A 16,234-nucleotide genomic window follows, 5' to 3' on the forward strand; every position below is an offset into this window, starting at 1 on the left:
GCATGGGGCATTGGGCATGGGGCATGGGGGATTGGGCATGGGGGATTGGGCATTGGGCATGGGGGATTGGGAAGATAAGGAGGAATTATTGACTCCCCCACTCCCCCACTCTCCCACTTCCCGACTCCCCGACTCCCTTACTCTCCCACTCCCCAGTATGTTTTTATATCTCTCCAAATTACTGCCACTGTTTTTTTACCCGTTGGGGCTGGCTTGCGTAAGTTTGGTAGTTGCACTAGTAACGTTGTGGAAACGACCGCGCATTGCGACGATCGCAATTACCGTGGCGCTAACTTTACTGCTATTTTGCAGTAATGCTTGGCTTGCCAAATCAATGGTGCGATCGCTTGAATGGCAAAATTTCCCACCCGCGCCGATGCCAAGTGCTGAAGCAATTGTAGTTTTAGGCGGTGCGACCAAATCAGGTTTCCCTCCAAGACCTACGGTTGATCTAAGTGAATCGGGCGATCGGGTGATTTATGCCGCGCAATTATATCGCCAAAAAAAAGCTCCGATAATTATTCTGAGTGGGGGTCGCATCGATTGGCGCGGGGGCGGTTCACCAGAGTCGGCAGATATGGCAAATGTTCTCACATCTATTGGAATTCCATCTGAGGCAATTGTTCAAGAGCCTGACTCACTCAACACTTATCAAAATGCTATAAATGTCCGCAAAATTTTGGAATCTCGTGGAATTCGCCAAGTGTTGTTGGTAACTTCGGCAATGCACATGCCGCGATCGCTTAAAATTTTCCAACGTCAAGGGATTAATGTCATTGCTGCACCTACTGACTTTCTCGTCAGTCAGGGTGAACTGCAAGAACTCGGCAGCACGCCCAAGGCCGCTATACTAAATTTATTACCTGATACCGAAAATTTGCACCAATTTACTACCGCTTTAAAAGAATACATCGGTACTTTTGTATATCGCTTGCGCGGTTGGCTTTAATAAAGTTAGGAGCTATCAATAGTTAGTTATTAATTATTAAATACGCTAATTTCCTGAACTCAAAACTCTTATTTTATAACTTATACCTTAGTTAATATTATGTCGAAAAATTTACCTTATATTATTCCATCTGCTCAACCCCAAGTTGAGGAAGGTTTTGGCGCTTACCAAACAACGCATCAATTCTACCAAGAAGTTCAGACGCGCTCCGAGTTTCAACGTTACTGCGAATGGTATTATACAACAGCAGAAAGCAACCGTAAAGATTTAGAAAAAATGCGCGGCGAACTGAATATTTTTCAGTGGTTTCGCCGCCGATGAATGATTTAGATAATTTCTAACTCATTCTCACGTAAATGGGATTTAAATTTTTTACTAAACTGAACTACAATCGGCAGATTAGCACTTACAGGTCTACCTTGCCATTCGGTGGCAATACCTATGACTTCGCCTTCTGTGCCTTTGAGGTCAAAAGCCTGATTTCGATGCTCAGGATGATGGTAAACTATTACCGAATCTTTAACGCGGACGCGATCGCCAACTTTCATAACAACATTCACACCTAAGTTTTGTTTTTCCACAAGTATCTGCTATAAAATAGACGATTAAAACGCCTAAGATTTGATGTAATCAGCCATTTCTTAACACTTCATAGGGACGCGACGACGCATTGAACCCTCCGCTCCTAATCCCAGCACGTTTCAGACATTTATGCTTACTTCAATAATTTTTTTGTTACGTTTTTTCTTCTGTATTTCAGGAGTGTTAAACTTCACTTGATTATTGAAAATTTTCTTTAATAAGAGTGTATTATATTTGTACAATTGACTCCATATAACTAATATCCAACTGTAAGTATATCTGGTATAACTAACGTGTATCGCCATCAAACTTTCTTGGTTTGGAGTTAGCTTTATGTGAGTCTTAATTGACGTATACAAATTTGACACCTCCAGAAAATCATTAATATCATACAATAAATTAGTTGTAATTTATCAGATATAAAATATGTTAGATTTTGTAATACTTAAGTAAAAGATTAGTCAAGCTTTTAACTATGGAATATTCACTACATAGCTATCTCTCGTTTTAATTGCTTTCTTGAAAAGTAGACGGCTTCAAAAAGTCATAGTATTAATTACAAGGTTAATATTCATCTTTGCTGTGGTAGGAGCAGGTTGTGATATCCTTATCGCATATTTATTTAGTAGAATTGCTGGCTAGCTCCCGCGTTGGTGCAAGATGTGATGTAGAGTTGTTATGTGTGGTGCGATCGCTGCACAGGATCGGCTCACCAGTTAGAACGCTATTCAGAATTTTTCCTAAGTAATATTACGATTGATACGGTTCCCATAGTTAGTGAAACGATTCCCATAGTTAGTGAAACGATTCCCATAGTTAGTGAAACGATTCCCATAGTTAGTGCAACGATTCCCATAGTTAGTGCAACGGCTTCCATAGTTAGTGCAACGACTTCCGTAGTTAGTGCAACGACTTCCGTAGTTAGTGCAACGACTTCCGTAGTTAGTGCAACGACTTCCATAGTTAGTGCAACGATTCCCGTAGTTAGTGCAACGGCTTCCATAGTTAGTGAAACAGTTTCCATAGTTAATGAAACTGTTACTCCCCAATCCCTAATTCTCAAACGAACAAAGTTGCTGCACTCTTTGGGGAAGTTGCCGACACATCTGTTGGAATCCTAAAGGATTCAGCTGCGACCAAGCAAATAATCCCAGACTTGTACCACCCACAACCAACGCCACAAATCCTCCAAGCATAACCAACTGTTTATCCCGACTAGATTTTTTAACTCGGATTGGGGGTTTTTTGGTTACTGGTGGTTCTTCTGAAATATCCAAATCCAGGTCTAAATCTAGCAGCGCTTGCGAACTCTGTGTAAAGGAGGTTGGTTCTTCTTGTTCTTCTAGTTTTTGTAGTTTTTGTGGTTCTGCTTCTACAATCTCTAATGACTGCTGTGGTGGAGTAAAAGGTACTAAATACTCTGGTGAAACACGGCAATAAGTAAGAACAACCGACGTATTATCATGACCATTTTTCGTATTTGCCAAGTTAATCAAATTGCGAACAGCATCTTCAACTGTAAGTTGACGTGTTAACACAGGCGTTGCATAATCTTGCCAAGATTGTTCTACCCAGTTATTATCGCTTAAACCATCAGAACACAAAAGTAATATGCCATCTTCTTCCAAGATGAACCGCTGAACTCTAAACCGCAAGGATTCTGCATCTTTTGTGCCCAATGCTTGTGTTAGAGCAGTTGCATCTGGTCTTAGGAGTGCTTTTCGATATAGACTCCGAGCAAGGCGTACTTCTCGCGTCGCCACATCATCATCTGCTGTGAGTAACTGACAATAGTTGCGAGTAATCCAATAAGCACGGCTATCACCAACATTAGCCAAGTAAAGTTCATGGGCATTTTCTGAGTGCCATCCAGCAGTTGTTTGTACTCGTTGTGGCACTTGCACTGCCATCACGAAAGTTGTAGCCATGCGTTCTCTACCTTGGCGTTTTTGCTCGTGATTACGGGCGTAAATCACGTTATTTACCACCCGCAAGCTAGCCTCTAATTGTTCCTGTAACAAGTTAGGTGGTACGAGTTCAATTTGTTGTGTTACCTCTGCTATTAAGGCACGAATTTGCAACTTTAAAGACTGTACTGCCAACTGACTGGCAACCTCGCCGCCTTCATGTCCGCCAATGCCATCGCAAACAATTGATAAATGTGGCAATATAGACTGATATAGGTTACTAGTACTGGGGTAGCAAGCATCTTCATTTTGTGCCATTACTGGGCCAGTATCAGTAGCCCCTGCCACTTTCAGGTTTAATGGTAATTCTGCTGCTGATGATAGTAGTAATTCATTAAGTTGAGCGGAAATAGTCTCTAACTCCACCTGAGTTTCACACATCTGCTGGACTATGTTCTTTAACCTTTCGGCTACTGGTGTCTTTGCACATACTACCCAAGGCTGCCAACATTGCCCCAGATTTTGTAGAGACGTTTCATCAAATTGCTGTAGAGACGTTTCATCAAATTGCTGTAGAGACGTTTCATCAAATTGCTGTAGAGACGTTTCATCAAATTGCTGTAGAGACGTTTCATGAAACGTCTCTACAAGTTCCAACAATCGCACACACCAACCTTGGACTCTCAAATTATCTAGTATCAGCAAACTGCGGGCGACTCCCAATTCTGATAGAGGCGTCCAAAGTTGGAGAATTTGCCACAGCCAATAAACTTGTCGTACCGCCGTTGCTTGCTCCCATGCATCAGCAATAGTCGGGTAAATATGTCCCATCTCATCTATCGGCACATTTTCTAGTAAGAGAATATCACTCGCACCTTCTTCAAAGGAACGAGTAAAACCATACGCTAGGGGTAGGTGCAACCGCTCCTGATATAAACGTAGGTAAGGAATTACTTCTTTTGGCAATTCTTCAGGCACATCTGGCGGTAGTCCAGGTTGAGTATCTAGCCAAACATGGTGCGTAATTACCTCATACCTATCTGCTACTTTAGTACCTGGTGGTATTTTGGCAGATAATGAGCCAGTAGCCTTGAGATAGCGGTGTACTAGAGGAGTTTGACAACTTGCACAATAACTATCTCCCACAGGATTAATGGGGTTATTACAGCTTGGATTTATACAATAAATTATTCGCTGAGTAGAAATCATAAAGGTATAAATTTAACACACATCAACTCGTGAATTTCGATTAAATTTAGCAGTCAAAGACTTGAAAGCTAGAATAGACTGGATTCGTATACCTGTGGCTACACTATGTTACTGAAATTAATCACAATTATTGGTAAAAAAAACAAATTTTACTTTCTTTAAATAGCCAGCCTTTGGGTGTATCTAATCACAGAAATGCGTTGAAGTGAATGTAGTATTTAGGATGGCATCATGCCAACTTCTACCCTAATCTGGCTTCTAGCAGGAGCAGTTCTGTGTTTAATGGAACTGTTTTTACCATCGCGAATCTGCTGTAAATAGTGCTAGAGGTAAAGCTGAGGCCCAAATTCTTGATGCTGAAGCGCGACAAAAAGCGACAATTCTCCAAGCAGAAGCGCAACAAAAGACGATTGTGCTGCAAGCGCAAGCAGAACGCCAACAGCAAGTTCTGAAAGCACAAGCAACGGCAGAGGCACTGCAAATTATCACCAACACTCTGAAAACCGAACCAGGTGCAAAAGAAGTGTTGCAGTTTTTACTAGCCCAAAATTATCTAGAAATGGGAACCAAGATTGGCAGCAGCGATAGCAGCAAGGTGATGTTTATGGATCCACGTACTATCCCTGCCACGCTTGAGGGGATGCGTTCCATTGTTTCAGACAACACTGGTGGAAACTCTAACCCCTTGTTTGGTGGTGAAATGCCAACGGTGAATAATAACCGCCCCAACTAAAACAGTTATCAGACTGTTCACTGATCTATTGAGAAGTTAGAAGTTTTGAATTTCTAACTTCTAACTTTTATCAAAGAAGGGAAATAGGGAAGGGGAAAAGGTAAAAAGCGAGTGAAATTGTGAGCGACTATTATCATTCCTTTACCCTTTACCCTTTACCCATCTTTTTATTATTCTGTTGCCATGCTGGCAGCTTGCAAACTCTGGCATTGACTACACAACCCAAAAAACTCTAGGGTATGGTAAAAAATTTTAAACTTATGACTGGATTCCAACTGATCTTCTAGGTTATGAACGGGGCATTGATTAATCGGAATTGAGACGCCACATTGCAGGCAAGTTAGGTGGTGTTTGTCTTGCTGCGCTAGGCTGTATAAGGCTTCACCGTTAGCCAAAGTCCGAACTTGTACCAAGCCCTCCAGTTTTAAAGCTTCCAAGGAGCGGTAAACTGTCGCTAAACCCATACTCTGATTGCTATTACGCAGTTCTACGTAAATATCCTGGGCGCAAATGCCTTGTTTGATAGTTTTCAGCAGGTTCAAAATCCGCTCTTGACTGCGGGTGCGTATGGCTCTCATAGACAATAAGTTAAATTTGCCACTATAGTTGAAGCTTTTGGACTGGCTAATTGATAGATTAACTCTAACCGCTTCTTAATCTTATTTTCACTCAGTTGGAACAGAAAGTTATAGTATAGCGATCGCAGCATTCAGCAAAAGCCCGTGCAAAGCAAGTATTTAGCCAAAATTTTCGTGACACTTCGTCCTTCAGTCCTAGACCCTGCTGGTGTGGCTGTACAATCCGGTCTTCAGCAACTGGGATACAATAACGTTGAGCAGGTGCGGATTGGTAAGTATATTGAATTGCTCATCACCTCGACAGAAGAGAAAAAAGCGCGTCAAGACCTTGACCGTATTTGTGACCAAATGCTAGCAAATACCGTGATTGAAAATTATCGCTTTGAGTTGATTGAAGTCGAAACACAAACGGGAGTCTTTTAGGGATTGGGCACGGAAAATGGGACATTGGGCATAGGAAAGAAGCTCTTGGGCAGTGAGCAAGGGGAAAATTCCTCTTTTCTGTACCTTCTCCTCCTAATCACTCTACCTCTTGTGCCCAATGCCCATTGCCCCATCCCCAATGCCCAATGCCCCATCCCCATTGCCCCATGCCCAATGAAAAATGACAAAATTCGGCGTTATTGTTTTTCCAGGTTCTAATTGCGATCGCGATATTGCTTATGTTACCAGAGACTTGCTGGGGCAACCAACTCGCATGGTTTGGCATCAAGAAACGGATATTGATGATTTAGATGTTGTCGTCATACCTGGTGGTTTTAGTTACGGCGATTATCTACGCTGCGGTGCGATCGCCCGGTTTTCGCCTGTGATGCAGCAGGTTGTAGAACACGCTCAAAAGGGTAAGCTTGTCCTCGGTATTTGCAACGGTTTTCAGGTATTAACTGAAGCTGGATTATTACCTGGGATATTGACCAAAAATCGAGATTTGCATTTTATTTGCGATCGCATTCCCCTGAAAATTGAGCGTACCAATCTCTCTTGGACGCAAGCTTATAACACTGCTGAAATGATCACTTTACCCATTGCCCACGGAGAGGGGCAATTCTACGCTGATAAAGCAACCTTATCAGAGATTGAAGATAACGGACAGGTAGTGTTCCGCTATGAAGGAGAGAATCCCAACGGCTCACTGAACAACATTGCAGGGATTTGCAATCGTCAGGGCAATGTGCTGGGGATGATGCCGCACCCAGAAAGGGCGTCTGATGCGATGCTTGGTGGTAGCGATGGGTTGAGGTTGTTTCAAGGGTTGCTAGAGAAGGTAGCAGTATTGTCTTAGAGGAGGTTTGAAAAGTCGTAGAGTATACCAAAAAAACCTCTCCAGAGCTCTCCCCGAAACGGCTATCCATTAGTCACATCTTTAATTAATAATCTTAAAAACCCTATTTTATCTGGGTTACAAAGCCTAGATATTTTGGCTGGCTTGACAAATTAGCCCTTATTATTCTCGACAAAAACTCAATTTTCTTGAGAATAGACAACGCAAGTTTAAGCCTTTGGTTTTTAGAGAGCGATCGCGATCGCAAATGTTAATGAAGATCTGGGTAATGGATAGCCGAAACGGAGAGAGCTATCTTGTGGAACGTCACAAGCTGTTTGGATTAGTCAAATCCAGGCGTAAGCGTCATTGAGAGATTGACACTTACACCCAACAAATTTGGGCTTTACCCCCTTAAGTTGACACCAATGAGCATTGCTGTGCCCCTACAGCATCGTCTATTGACCATCGCAGGATAATTAAGAAAAACCTGAAACAACCTATTTTAGTTAATTCACATCACGATGCATTTGTAGAGTGCGTAAGTCCTAGTACCGATCTACAATGCTGATCCTTCTATTGAAGGTACATTGAATTCTATACTTACTCAACAGCTACTTAAGATCAACGGACTATTTGCCCAGCTTTATCACTTGCAATACCGCAATACTAGCAATTGAGAAAACAACCTTAGCTTTACTGTAGGATTCCTATTTGATTTTTGAGAAAACTGCGTACACCTCTAACTCCCTTTTTTCCTATCCCCCATTCCCCGTCTCTATAATTCAGCAGTTCACGAATCAAATTGGATTACTATATGTTCTATAGCATCATCGAAATCGAAGTAACACAACCTTTACCTACCATATCCCTCTCAAACAGAGATACAGGTATTGCTCTAATTTTGCGACGTAAAGATCGGCCTATCGGTTTTTTGATGAAAGCACTACCAGCAAGCAGTCAAATCTCCCCAGAAGACTTAACTAAATTGATCGCCGAAGAGACAGGAACTGAGATACTTCAAGAGAGTACTCAAGAAGAATTGACGGCTTTAGAGCATCAACAAGAAGACGCCGTGATACAAGGACACGGCGACACTACCCCTGAGAGTCTATTCTTTAAAATACCTTTGCCTTCCCTAACCGTGGCAATTTGTACCAAAGACCGCCCAGAAAATTTAGCTCGCTGCTTGCAATCTTTACTAAATTTACAACCATCTAGCTGGGAATGGGAAATTTTGGTAATTGATAATGCTCCTAGTGATGAACGCACCAAAGAATTAGTAGCCTCATTCCCTAAAGTCCGTTATGTTCGAGAACCAAAACCTGGTTTAGACTTTGCACGAAATTGTGCTTTGCATTCAGCAATGGGAGAGCTTCTGGCTTACTTAGATGATGATGTGGTTGTAGACCGAAACTGGCTAGAAGGTTTGATGGAGGTATGGACAGAAAATCCTGACGCTGCTGCTTTCACCGGACTGGTACTGCCTTATGAGTTAACTACAGAGGCTCAACTTCTCTTTGAACAAAGAGGGGGCTTTCGTCGTGGCTTTGAAAAGATTCGCTACGGTCAAATTTTACCAGGTGAGCCGTTATACCCTTGTGGAGCAGGAATCTTCGGAGCAGGTTGCAATATGAGTTTCCGCCGGAATATTTTATTAAAAATCGGCGGCTTTGATGAAGCTTTGGATACAGGAGCCACTTTGCCTGGTGGTGGGGATTTGGATATTTTTTATCGGGTGATTCGAGCAGGCTATTCACTAGTAACCCAAGTTGCTAGTTATTGATTGAGGCGATCGCTTGATGTAATAAAATCCCCTCCAGGTATAAAAAACGGAGGGGAATATGCTAAATAAAATAATTACCATCTATGCTATCATTGATGACTTACTTAGAGCAATTGGTCACAAAGAAGATTGTCGGCGAAATATGACTGATGCAGAAGTGATAACAACAGCAGTAACTGCCGCAATGTTCTTTAATGGTAATCACACCAAAGCTTGTGACTATATGAAAGACCATAAATTAATATCAAATATGTTAGAAAAATCACGATTTAATAGACGCTTACACGATATTGATATGCTCATCAATGACTTATTTCATCAAATAGGGATGATTCTCAAAGAAACAAGCGATTGTACAGAGTATCTGTTAGATTCTTTCCCTGTTCCCATTTGTGATAATATCCGTATTTTTCAAGTTAAAATTCTGAAATCAGAAGATTATCGGGGTTATACCGCATCAAAAAAGCGCTATTTTTACGGAGTTAAAGTTCAATTATTAACGACTAAAAGTGGTATACCAGTTGAGTTTGTCTTTATGCCTGGGAGTGCTGCTGATGTCAGAGCATTAAAGAGTTTACCATTAAATCTACCACCTGGTAGTGAAATATATGCGGACTCTGCGTACACAGATTATAATTGTGAGGATGACCTCGATGATAGTAGTGAAATTACACTAAATGTCATGAGAAAAAAGAATTCCAAGCGTCCAGATCAGCCGTGGATTCAATATATAAAACAGTCAATTCGTCATGATATTGAAACAGTATTTAGTGCGATAACTAGTCTATTTCCTAAATCAATTCATGCAGTCACTTATAAAGGGTTTTTACTCAAATTACAAGCATTTATCTTTGCTTTTACTTTAAAACAAGCATTTATCTAACTAGTAATAGTTTATACTAAAAGTTAAAATCTATCTCTCGGTTATGATCTGACGTAACCGAAGAGTTTTTGTGCGATCGCATGACTCTCCGGGTGCAAAGCACCCAGAGTCGCCTAACACGCAACTTGGGTTAGTATACGAACCTAGATATTTGGTGTTTCACCAGCACCGTCGGGAACATACCCAACTGCGTCACCAATATTGGACTTGGGGATTAGGATTCATGGCTTTTGTGGTTAAATGTTACCAAAATGACCCTCCCCAACGTTCCCAATTACGCCGTATTGTCTTGTGGTGGTTTAAGGATCAATTGAAGCAATTAAAAAATAGTTTGAGGGGTCGTCATGTCTTACCACCAACCATGATTTTTGCGGAATCTTGGGGCGGAATCTTAGGAATTTTAGGAGAATATCCCCGCTCTTTAAAACGTGTTGAGGAGATTCGGAGGCGATTTTCATGAATACCTTTGCTCCGTGGAAATTCTGCACATTAGACTTATCCGAAAATTAAACTAGCATAAAGATGGGATATGAAATTTTAATTTTATTAAGACATATAACAGCATTGAAAACCCTTGTACAGACTGGATTATAAATTTACGGACAAGTCTATTGATTTGAGTGTAGGTATTCCGGCACTTACGGCTGAACCAAAATATCAGGTGATTTATGCGGTGTTTTGGTGTCATCGCATTCCCCATTCTCGGCCACCGTCCACGACTATTGTCTCAGGTAAGCGCTCAAAGGATAGTTTTAACAATCTTTTTGCTTAAGCGTGATCAGGTAGCTCGCTCACGCTTAAGTAGACTAGAGCAACTAGCTTAGCACTCTATTTACGTACTAGGTTGAGCAATTCTTTAGGAGAAGCCAACAAGTCAATTGCGACGAAGAAGACTTTGCCTTGGGGATTTAGCAAAAACCGCCATGCAATATTCATTCCCACACTGGCACCAAACCAGGGAGTCTGCACTTTGCCTGTGACTTTAACTTGAGTATACCCATCTTCTACTGGCTCAGATACGCCACGCTCTGGCATCATTTTTAGTCCTTGGCATTCTTCACGCATATAAGCGCGGATCGCTTCCTGACCAACAATTGGTCTTTCAAAGGGAGGTTGCAAAGCACCTTCGGACATAAATAGAGCAACAGCCGCATCAAAGTCATTAGCATTCATGTTGTTGATATAGCCCAACACCGTAGGATTAGTAATCCCTTCAATGGTGACTTTAGTCCGAAATGCCGGTGCAGTAGGAGGAGCTACAGGCTCTGAGACTTTTTTGTAACTACCTGGAGCATTCGGGTCAAATCCCATGCTGACTACGGTGTTGCGTAGGATTGTGATTTGTTGACCTGGATCAGCTTGTCGGATTGCTTGCAACACATCGGCAGCTTTGGGAGAAAGCTTATAGCCTTCTGGGATAGGAGCAACGATTCCCTGAGCCATCCATTCTCCTAACTGATACCAGAAGCCCAGCTTGATGTTCACCGTGAAGGACGCATAGGAACGGCACAGGGGAGTATCAGCACGGTTAGCCAAATCGTACATGACTTGTGTTTGAGCCTCAAAAGGCATCTGCTTAATTTGTTCCATTAAGCCTTGTGCGAGAACCATGTTAGCTGCTCCTGGAGCAGCAACCGTAATAGATCTACCCATCTCGGTATAGGCAAACCAGAGTAATGCTAGTTGATCTTCAGCATTGAGCTGAGAAAACGATTCGATAGTAGCTGGAACAACGTCAGCAATTAGAGTGCCGGGAAAAATACTTTGAGCCGACTGGATGGTAAAAGACATAGCAAGAATTTCAAAGAGAAAACTAAAGTACTGTCAAATTGGAAAAATCAAATGTGCAAAAAACCGAAGCACAATATGCTACACACCACAAGATTTTTGCTGTTGAGTTGGATACTCAACAAAGCAAATCACTAGCTTAACTGCATAGTTATTCAAAAAGTCTTAATTAGCAGTGGTTTAACGCATTTGTGTTGTTTTTATATCTTTATGTAAAGAAACATAACAACTTTGTTACAAATAAGCAATGATTTCTTAGGCATATTTTGATAACTCCTGCTTATACAAGAGATAAGATTTCCTTAAAACACAAGGAACACCTGTGTTGAAAATCGCTCAAATCTTCTTAAGAGCGATAAAATTTTACCATTTCTGAAATCTAGAGCTTTTGTATATGAAGCGATCGCTTTACGCCTAAATGCACACGGATGGAATGTACCACAAATAGCACAGTATTTGGATTGGGCAGAACAGACGGTAAGGCAGACGATTCGACGCGGGCAATTTCAAAGGCGCTTACCTGAATTTCTCTTTCTCTCTAGCAAACTTTTCTACTCTAGAAAAAAATAACCTCTACAACAGAGGTTATTTTCATAAGATTATTCTATGAAATAGACAATGTGCTTAGACAAAATTAACTAGACACAGTAGATAGTTGCTGCTGAAAGAAAGCTTGCAAGACTCTCTCTGCCATTTGATGACTAGTTAAACCTAGTTCTGTCTTAGATTCATTTGGTTCAGCATGATCTACTAACACATCTGGTACACCAAACCGTTTTATGGGAACTAGAATATCAGCATCTAGCAGGGATTCTGCGATCGCAGAACCAAAGCCACCCATGACACAACCTTCTTCTAGAGTGATGACGCGGCCAATTTTCTTAGCTAAAGGCAAAATCAATTCGGTATCCAAGGGTTTAGCAAAACGGGCATTAATCACAGTAGCTTCAACGCCGTGTTCACTGAGAATTTCAGCAGCTTGCATCCCTGGATAGACCATTGTGCCATACGCAACAATTAACACATCATCGCCAGTACGGAGAATTTCTCCTTTGCCGATTTCCAAAGGTTCCCAACCTTCTTCCATCAAAGGAACACCATAGCCATTGCCACGAGGGTAGCGCATAGCGATCGGCCCACTGGTATGGTTAACACCAGTCACTATCATGCGTTGGAGTTCTGCTTCGTCTTTGGGCGCCATCATTACCATGTTAGGAATACAACGCATATAAGCGATGTCATACATACCTTGGTGCGTGGGGCCATCAACACCAACGATTCCTGCCCTGTCCAAACAGAAGAACACTGGTAGGTTTTGAATGCAGACATCGTGAATTATCTGGTCATAAGCGCGTTGCAAAAAAGTAGAGTAGATAGCGGCCACAGGGCGCATACCTTCAGTTGCCAGTCCCGCAGCTAGGGTGACAGCATGTTGTTCAGCAATACCGACATCAATATATTGATTGGGCAGTTTTGCCTGGAGTTTGTCTAAGCCTGTCCCCGTTGCCATCGCCGCAGTAATTCCAATGATTTTTGGGTTTTGTTCGGCAAGTTTAACTAGGGTGTGAGAAAAGACTTTGGCATAAGCAGGGGGTTTAGGTTTGCTGGAGGGGATAGCTTTGCCGGTTGCTACGTTGAAGGGGTTTTGGGCGTGGTACCCAACTTGGTCTTGTTCAGCAATTTCATAGCCTTTACCCTTAACTGTTACCACATGTACCAGAACTGGGCCCGGTATCTGATGTGCCTGTTGGAAAGTGGTAATTAATTCTTCTAGATTATGCCCATCCACTGGGCCAATGTAGGTAAAGCCGAGTTCTTCAAAAACGGCACCTACCTTGGGCACAGCCAAGCGCTTCATACCTTCTTTAATGCGTCCTAGTTCAGGAGACAATGATTCACCGACAAAGGGAATTTGCTTGAATTGCTCCTCAAGATTATCCTTAATGAATTGCACCGGTAGGCTGAGGCGCATTTTGTTGAGATAACGGGGAATTGCGCCAACATTGGGAGATATGGACATCTCGTTATCGTTGAGAACAACCAGTAGATTAGTTTTCGGCAAGTGTCCAGCATGGTTGATGGCTTCTAATGCCATACCCCCAGTCAGCGCCCCATCGCCAATCACAGCAACAGCTTTAAATTTTTCCCCTTTTAAGTCTCGCGCTACAGCCATGCCCAAGGCAGCTGAGATACTGGTGGAAGCATGTCCCGCACCAAAGTGGTCAAATTTGCTTTCACAGCGCTTGAGATAGCCGGCAATTCCGTCTTTTTGCCTGAGGGTGTGAAAGCTACTGTAGCGTCCTGTAAGGAGTTTGTGGGGATAAGCTTGGTGTCCTACATCCCAGATAACTTTATCTCGATCTAAGTCCAGTGTCTGGTAAAGCCCTAGCGTTAATTCTACAACACCCAAACCTGGTCCCAGATGACCCCCAGTTGCTGCTACGGTTTGAAGATGCTTGTCTCGAATTTGACGGGCAATCTGTTGCAGTTGTCGAACAGATAAACCGTGCAACTGATTGGGATGAGTGATTTCGCTCAGATGCATATTATACGGTTTTCCTCTCTAAGTCTCTAGTTTCGGTATTTTGATTTTCCCACGGTCGGGTTGCTGACTGAATCAGACTGTTACATTCTTACTAAGATTAGTTGTAGTGGACAGTATAACTTTGTAACTGGTAAGTTGTCAGTTTGCTCCTCCAGCGCCCTATTATCCTTCTCTTCCTACGGGGATTCTGGGCTATTTGGAATACTGGGAACTTCTGGTGTTTCTGGTTGTTGCTGTTGTCGTTGCAAATATTTACTCAATAAATAAGCCATATCCCCCCTGGTCATTGGTCGTAATGGGGCAATATTGCCTTGAGCATCTGTATTGATAAATCCTTCAGTAACTACTGTGGCGATCGCTTTTCTGGCCCAAGCAGGAATGGACGCCTGATCTGGACTTGGGGACAAAGTTTCATTAACAGTGTCATCAGGAAATTGAAATACACCATAAGCTTGGGCAAAAATTGCAAAAGCTTCTGCCCTTGTTACTCTTTGGTTTGGAAAAAACATATTACTTCGATAGCCTTTCATAATATCAGTTTTTAAAACTATCTGAATATCATCAAATGCCCAATTAGTAGGAGTAACATCTGGAATTACTAAATTTTGTTTACTAACAGCTTGTCTTTTATCTAATCGAAATGCTTTCACCATAATCGTGGCTAACTCTGCACGAGTAATCAACCTTTCTGGATAAAAATTTCCATCAGAAAAGTTGGTCATCCATTTGGTAGCAACTACCTTTTGAATAGAATCAGATGCTATTGCTGAAGCCGTTGGTGGCACTTGAGCTTGAGCAATTACTGGCAAGCTTTGTAGTAGTGCCACTAAGGAGATAATTGAAAACTGACGCATCACCATAACCACTTTTAGCTGCTACTGTGAATTAAAAAAACTGCGTTACCTTCAGTAAATTCCAAGTCTAGTGTATCTAAATTCTGTAACTCAGCTATTTCTTTTACATCTCGTGACGAACTTAGGCTTGAAAATGTTGCATAACTATTAAGTATGGTTTTTGGGCTATGGTCAAGGTGCTTTAATTCATAAAGCATAAGATAATAAACTATCTAAAATTTAAATGTTTATTCGTCATTTCAGTAAATAATATCTTGAGAATGCAACTTTGTATTAGTTCACTAGAGCAGGGGTTCCCCGGCATAAAGTAAGTGGCGAACCTGTAGGAAATTAGAAAAACTTGTTTTTTACCTTTTATCTTTTGGCGTTATCTGCCTACTACTATGGACTATAGTCAGTTTTTCAGGAGTTTTGGGAATGACTACAGCAGCAGATCCCGTGAAGTTAATGAAGCAAGAAGTTGGCAAAGCCGCAGCAGCTCTTGTCAAGTCAGGCTCAATTGTCGGATTGGGTACGGGGTCAACCACAGCATATACAATTCAGTTTTTAGGCGATCGCCTAAAAACTGGCGAACTTAAAGATATCGTTGGTGTCCCCACCTCATTTCAGTCAGAAGTTTTGGCCAAGCAGTACGGCGTCCCTCTCACCACCCTGGACGCTATCGACCACATCGATATTGCCATTGATGGGGCAGATGAAGTAGATCCACACAAAAATTTGATTAAAGGCGGTGGTGCAGCACATACCCGCGAAAAAGTCGTAGATTACTTGGCAAATCAGTTCATTGTTGTTGTAGATAGTGGTAAATTAGTAGACCGCTTGGGTTCTAGTTTCGCCGTGCCTGTGGAAGTAATCCCAATGGCAATTACTCCGGTGACTGATGCTATTAGAAAACTTGGTGGTAAACCTGAACTGCGTATGGGTGTAAAGAAAGCTGGCCCAGTAATTACCGACCAAGGCAACTTTGTATTAGATGTCACATTTGACTCTATTGATGATCCAGCCGGATTAGAAAAAACGCTGAATAACATTCCCGGAGTACTAGAAAATGGTATTTTTGTCAACTGTGTCGATTTAGTTTTAATTGGCGAAGTCAAAGATGGTCAGCCACTAGTACGGCAAATTTAAAGGGCATGGGGGATGGGGCATGGGGAATGGG

General features: G+C 42.0%; 18 protein-coding genes and 2 pseudogenes. 12 read left to right on the forward strand and 8 right to left on the reverse strand.

Annotation, left to right across the window (positions count from 1 at the left end; translation table 11 throughout):
* The first annotated feature begins 157 nt into the window (after positions 1-157).
* Entirely contained in the window at positions 158-949 is a 792-nt protein-coding gene (locus tag IQ246_RS22475; RefSeq protein WP_194005572.1) for a YdcF family protein, read from the forward strand.
* Between the two features lie 99 nt (positions 950-1,048).
* Entirely contained in the window at positions 1,049-1,270 is a 222-nt protein-coding gene (locus IQ246_RS22480) for a hypothetical protein (RefSeq protein WP_194005557.1), read from the forward strand.
* 5 nt (positions 1,271-1,275) lie between these two features.
* Here the strand turns inward: IQ246_RS22480 and IQ246_RS22485 are convergent, their stop codons facing one another.
* Both IQ246_RS22485 and IQ246_RS31355 read right to left on the reverse strand, forming a co-directional pair.
* Positions 1,276-1,497 (reverse strand): ferredoxin-thioredoxin reductase variable chain, encoded by a 222-nt coding sequence (locus IQ246_RS22485; RefSeq protein WP_194005573.1) that lies wholly within the window; start codon positions 1,495-1,497, stop codon positions 1,276-1,278.
* A gap of 153 nt (positions 1,498-1,650) precedes the next feature.
* Positions 1,651-1,899: a helix-turn-helix domain-containing protein gene (locus tag IQ246_RS31355; RefSeq protein ID WP_370588535.1), complete on the reverse strand. Its 249-nt coding sequence runs from the start codon at positions 1,897-1,899 to the stop codon at positions 1,651-1,653.
* A gap of 312 nt (positions 1,900-2,211) precedes the next feature.
* Between IQ246_RS31355 and IQ246_RS22495 the strand changes: the two genes are divergently transcribed.
* Positions 2,212-2,652, forward strand: coding sequence for a hypothetical protein (locus IQ246_RS22495; RefSeq protein ID WP_194005559.1), 441 nt, complete (start codon positions 2,212-2,214; stop codon positions 2,650-2,652).
* Here the strand turns inward: IQ246_RS22495 and IQ246_RS22500 are convergent.
* Positions 2,584-4,647, reverse strand: coding sequence for a protein phosphatase 2C domain-containing protein (locus IQ246_RS22500; protein ID WP_194005560.1), 2,064 nt, complete (start codon positions 4,645-4,647; stop codon positions 2,584-2,586). The two genes, IQ246_RS22495 and IQ246_RS22500, sit on opposite strands and share 69 nt — an antisense overlap.
* Positions 4,648-4,878: 231 nt before the next feature.
* On the opposite strand from IQ246_RS22500, the pseudogene IQ246_RS30550 reads away from it, so the two are divergent.
* A pseudogene (locus tag IQ246_RS30550) lies at positions 4,879-4,950 on the forward strand (NfeD family protein); the annotation flags it as partial.
* Positions 4,949-5,380 (forward strand): annotated as a pseudogene (locus IQ246_RS22505) (SPFH domain-containing protein); the annotation flags it as partial. The pseudogenes IQ246_RS30550 and IQ246_RS22505, both read left to right, overlap by 2 nt.
* A 170-nt stretch (positions 5,381-5,550) precedes the next feature.
* Here IQ246_RS22505 and IQ246_RS22510 read toward each other — a convergent pair.
* Positions 5,551-5,958, reverse strand: coding sequence for a Fur family transcriptional regulator (locus IQ246_RS22510; RefSeq protein ID WP_194005561.1), 408 nt, complete (start codon positions 5,956-5,958; stop codon positions 5,551-5,553).
* A gap of 144 nt (positions 5,959-6,102) precedes the next feature.
* Here IQ246_RS22510 and purS point away from each other — a divergent pair, with 144 nt between their 5' ends.
* Entirely contained in the window at positions 6,103-6,381 is a 279-nt protein-coding gene (gene purS, locus IQ246_RS22515; protein WP_194005562.1) for a phosphoribosylformylglycinamidine synthase subunit PurS, read from the forward strand.
* On the opposite strand, the gene IQ246_RS22520 is transcribed toward purS, so the two are convergent.
* Complete coding sequence (locus IQ246_RS22520; RefSeq protein WP_194005563.1) at positions 6,378-6,569, reverse strand: hypothetical protein; 192 nt, start codon at positions 6,567-6,569, stop codon at positions 6,378-6,380. The two genes, purS and IQ246_RS22520, sit on opposite strands and share 4 nt — an antisense overlap.
* Here IQ246_RS22520 and purQ point away from each other — a divergent pair.
* The 4 genes from purQ (at position 6,563) to IQ246_RS22540 (ending at position 10,348) form a co-directional block, all read left to right on the forward strand.
* A complete protein-coding gene (gene purQ, locus IQ246_RS22525; RefSeq protein ID WP_194005564.1) occupies positions 6,563-7,240 on the forward strand; it encodes a phosphoribosylformylglycinamidine synthase subunit PurQ in 678 nt (225 codons plus the stop codon). The genes IQ246_RS22520 and purQ overlap by 7 nt on opposite strands.
* Before the next feature lie 796 nt (positions 7,241-8,036).
* Positions 8,037-9,005 (forward strand): glycosyltransferase family 2 protein, encoded by a 969-nt coding sequence (locus tag IQ246_RS22530; RefSeq protein WP_194005565.1) that lies wholly within the window; start codon positions 8,037-8,039, stop codon positions 9,003-9,005.
* A gap of 58 nt (positions 9,006-9,063) precedes the next feature.
* Positions 9,064-9,888, forward strand: coding sequence for an IS982 family transposase (locus IQ246_RS22535; protein WP_194005566.1), 825 nt, complete (start codon positions 9,064-9,066; stop codon positions 9,886-9,888).
* 70 nt (positions 9,889-9,958) lie between these two features.
* The gene (locus tag IQ246_RS22540) at positions 9,959-10,348 is read left to right on the forward strand and encodes a hypothetical protein (protein WP_194005567.1); all 390 of its coding nucleotides are present in this window, start codon (positions 9,959-9,961) and stop codon (positions 10,346-10,348) included.
* 368 nt (positions 10,349-10,716) lie between these two features.
* Here the strand turns inward: IQ246_RS22540 and IQ246_RS22545 are convergent, their stop codons facing one another.
* Entirely contained in the window at positions 10,717-11,679 is a 963-nt protein-coding gene (locus tag IQ246_RS22545; protein WP_194005568.1) for an orange carotenoid-binding protein, read from the reverse strand.
* A gap of 399 nt (positions 11,680-12,078) precedes the next feature.
* On the opposite strand from IQ246_RS22545, the gene IQ246_RS31360 reads away from it, so the two are divergent.
* Positions 12,079-12,246 (forward strand): helix-turn-helix domain-containing protein, encoded by a 168-nt coding sequence (locus IQ246_RS31360; RefSeq protein ID WP_370588536.1) that lies wholly within the window; start codon positions 12,079-12,081, stop codon positions 12,244-12,246.
* A gap of 64 nt (positions 12,247-12,310) precedes the next feature.
* Here the strand turns inward: IQ246_RS31360 and dxs are convergent, their stop codons facing one another.
* Complete coding sequence (dxs, locus tag IQ246_RS22550; protein ID WP_194005569.1) at positions 12,311-14,221, reverse strand: 1-deoxy-D-xylulose-5-phosphate synthase; 1,911 nt, start codon at positions 14,219-14,221, stop codon at positions 12,311-12,313.
* A 176-nt stretch (positions 14,222-14,397) separates the two neighbouring features.
* A complete protein-coding gene (locus IQ246_RS22555) occupies positions 14,398-15,075 on the reverse strand; it encodes an S-layer homology domain-containing protein (protein WP_194005570.1) in 678 nt (225 codons plus the stop codon).
* A gap of 417 nt (positions 15,076-15,492) precedes the next feature.
* On the opposite strand from IQ246_RS22555, the gene rpiA reads away from it, so the two are divergent.
* On the forward strand, positions 15,493-16,203 hold the full coding sequence (gene rpiA / locus IQ246_RS22560) for a ribose-5-phosphate isomerase RpiA (RefSeq protein ID WP_194005571.1): 711 nt from the start codon (positions 15,493-15,495) through the stop codon (positions 16,201-16,203).
* Positions 16,204-16,234 lie beyond the last annotated feature (31 nt).

The sequence above is a fragment of the aff. Roholtiella sp. LEGE 12411 genome, assembly GCF_015206995.1.
Lineage (GTDB): Bacteria > Cyanobacteriota > Cyanobacteriia > Cyanobacteriales > Nostocaceae > Komarekiella.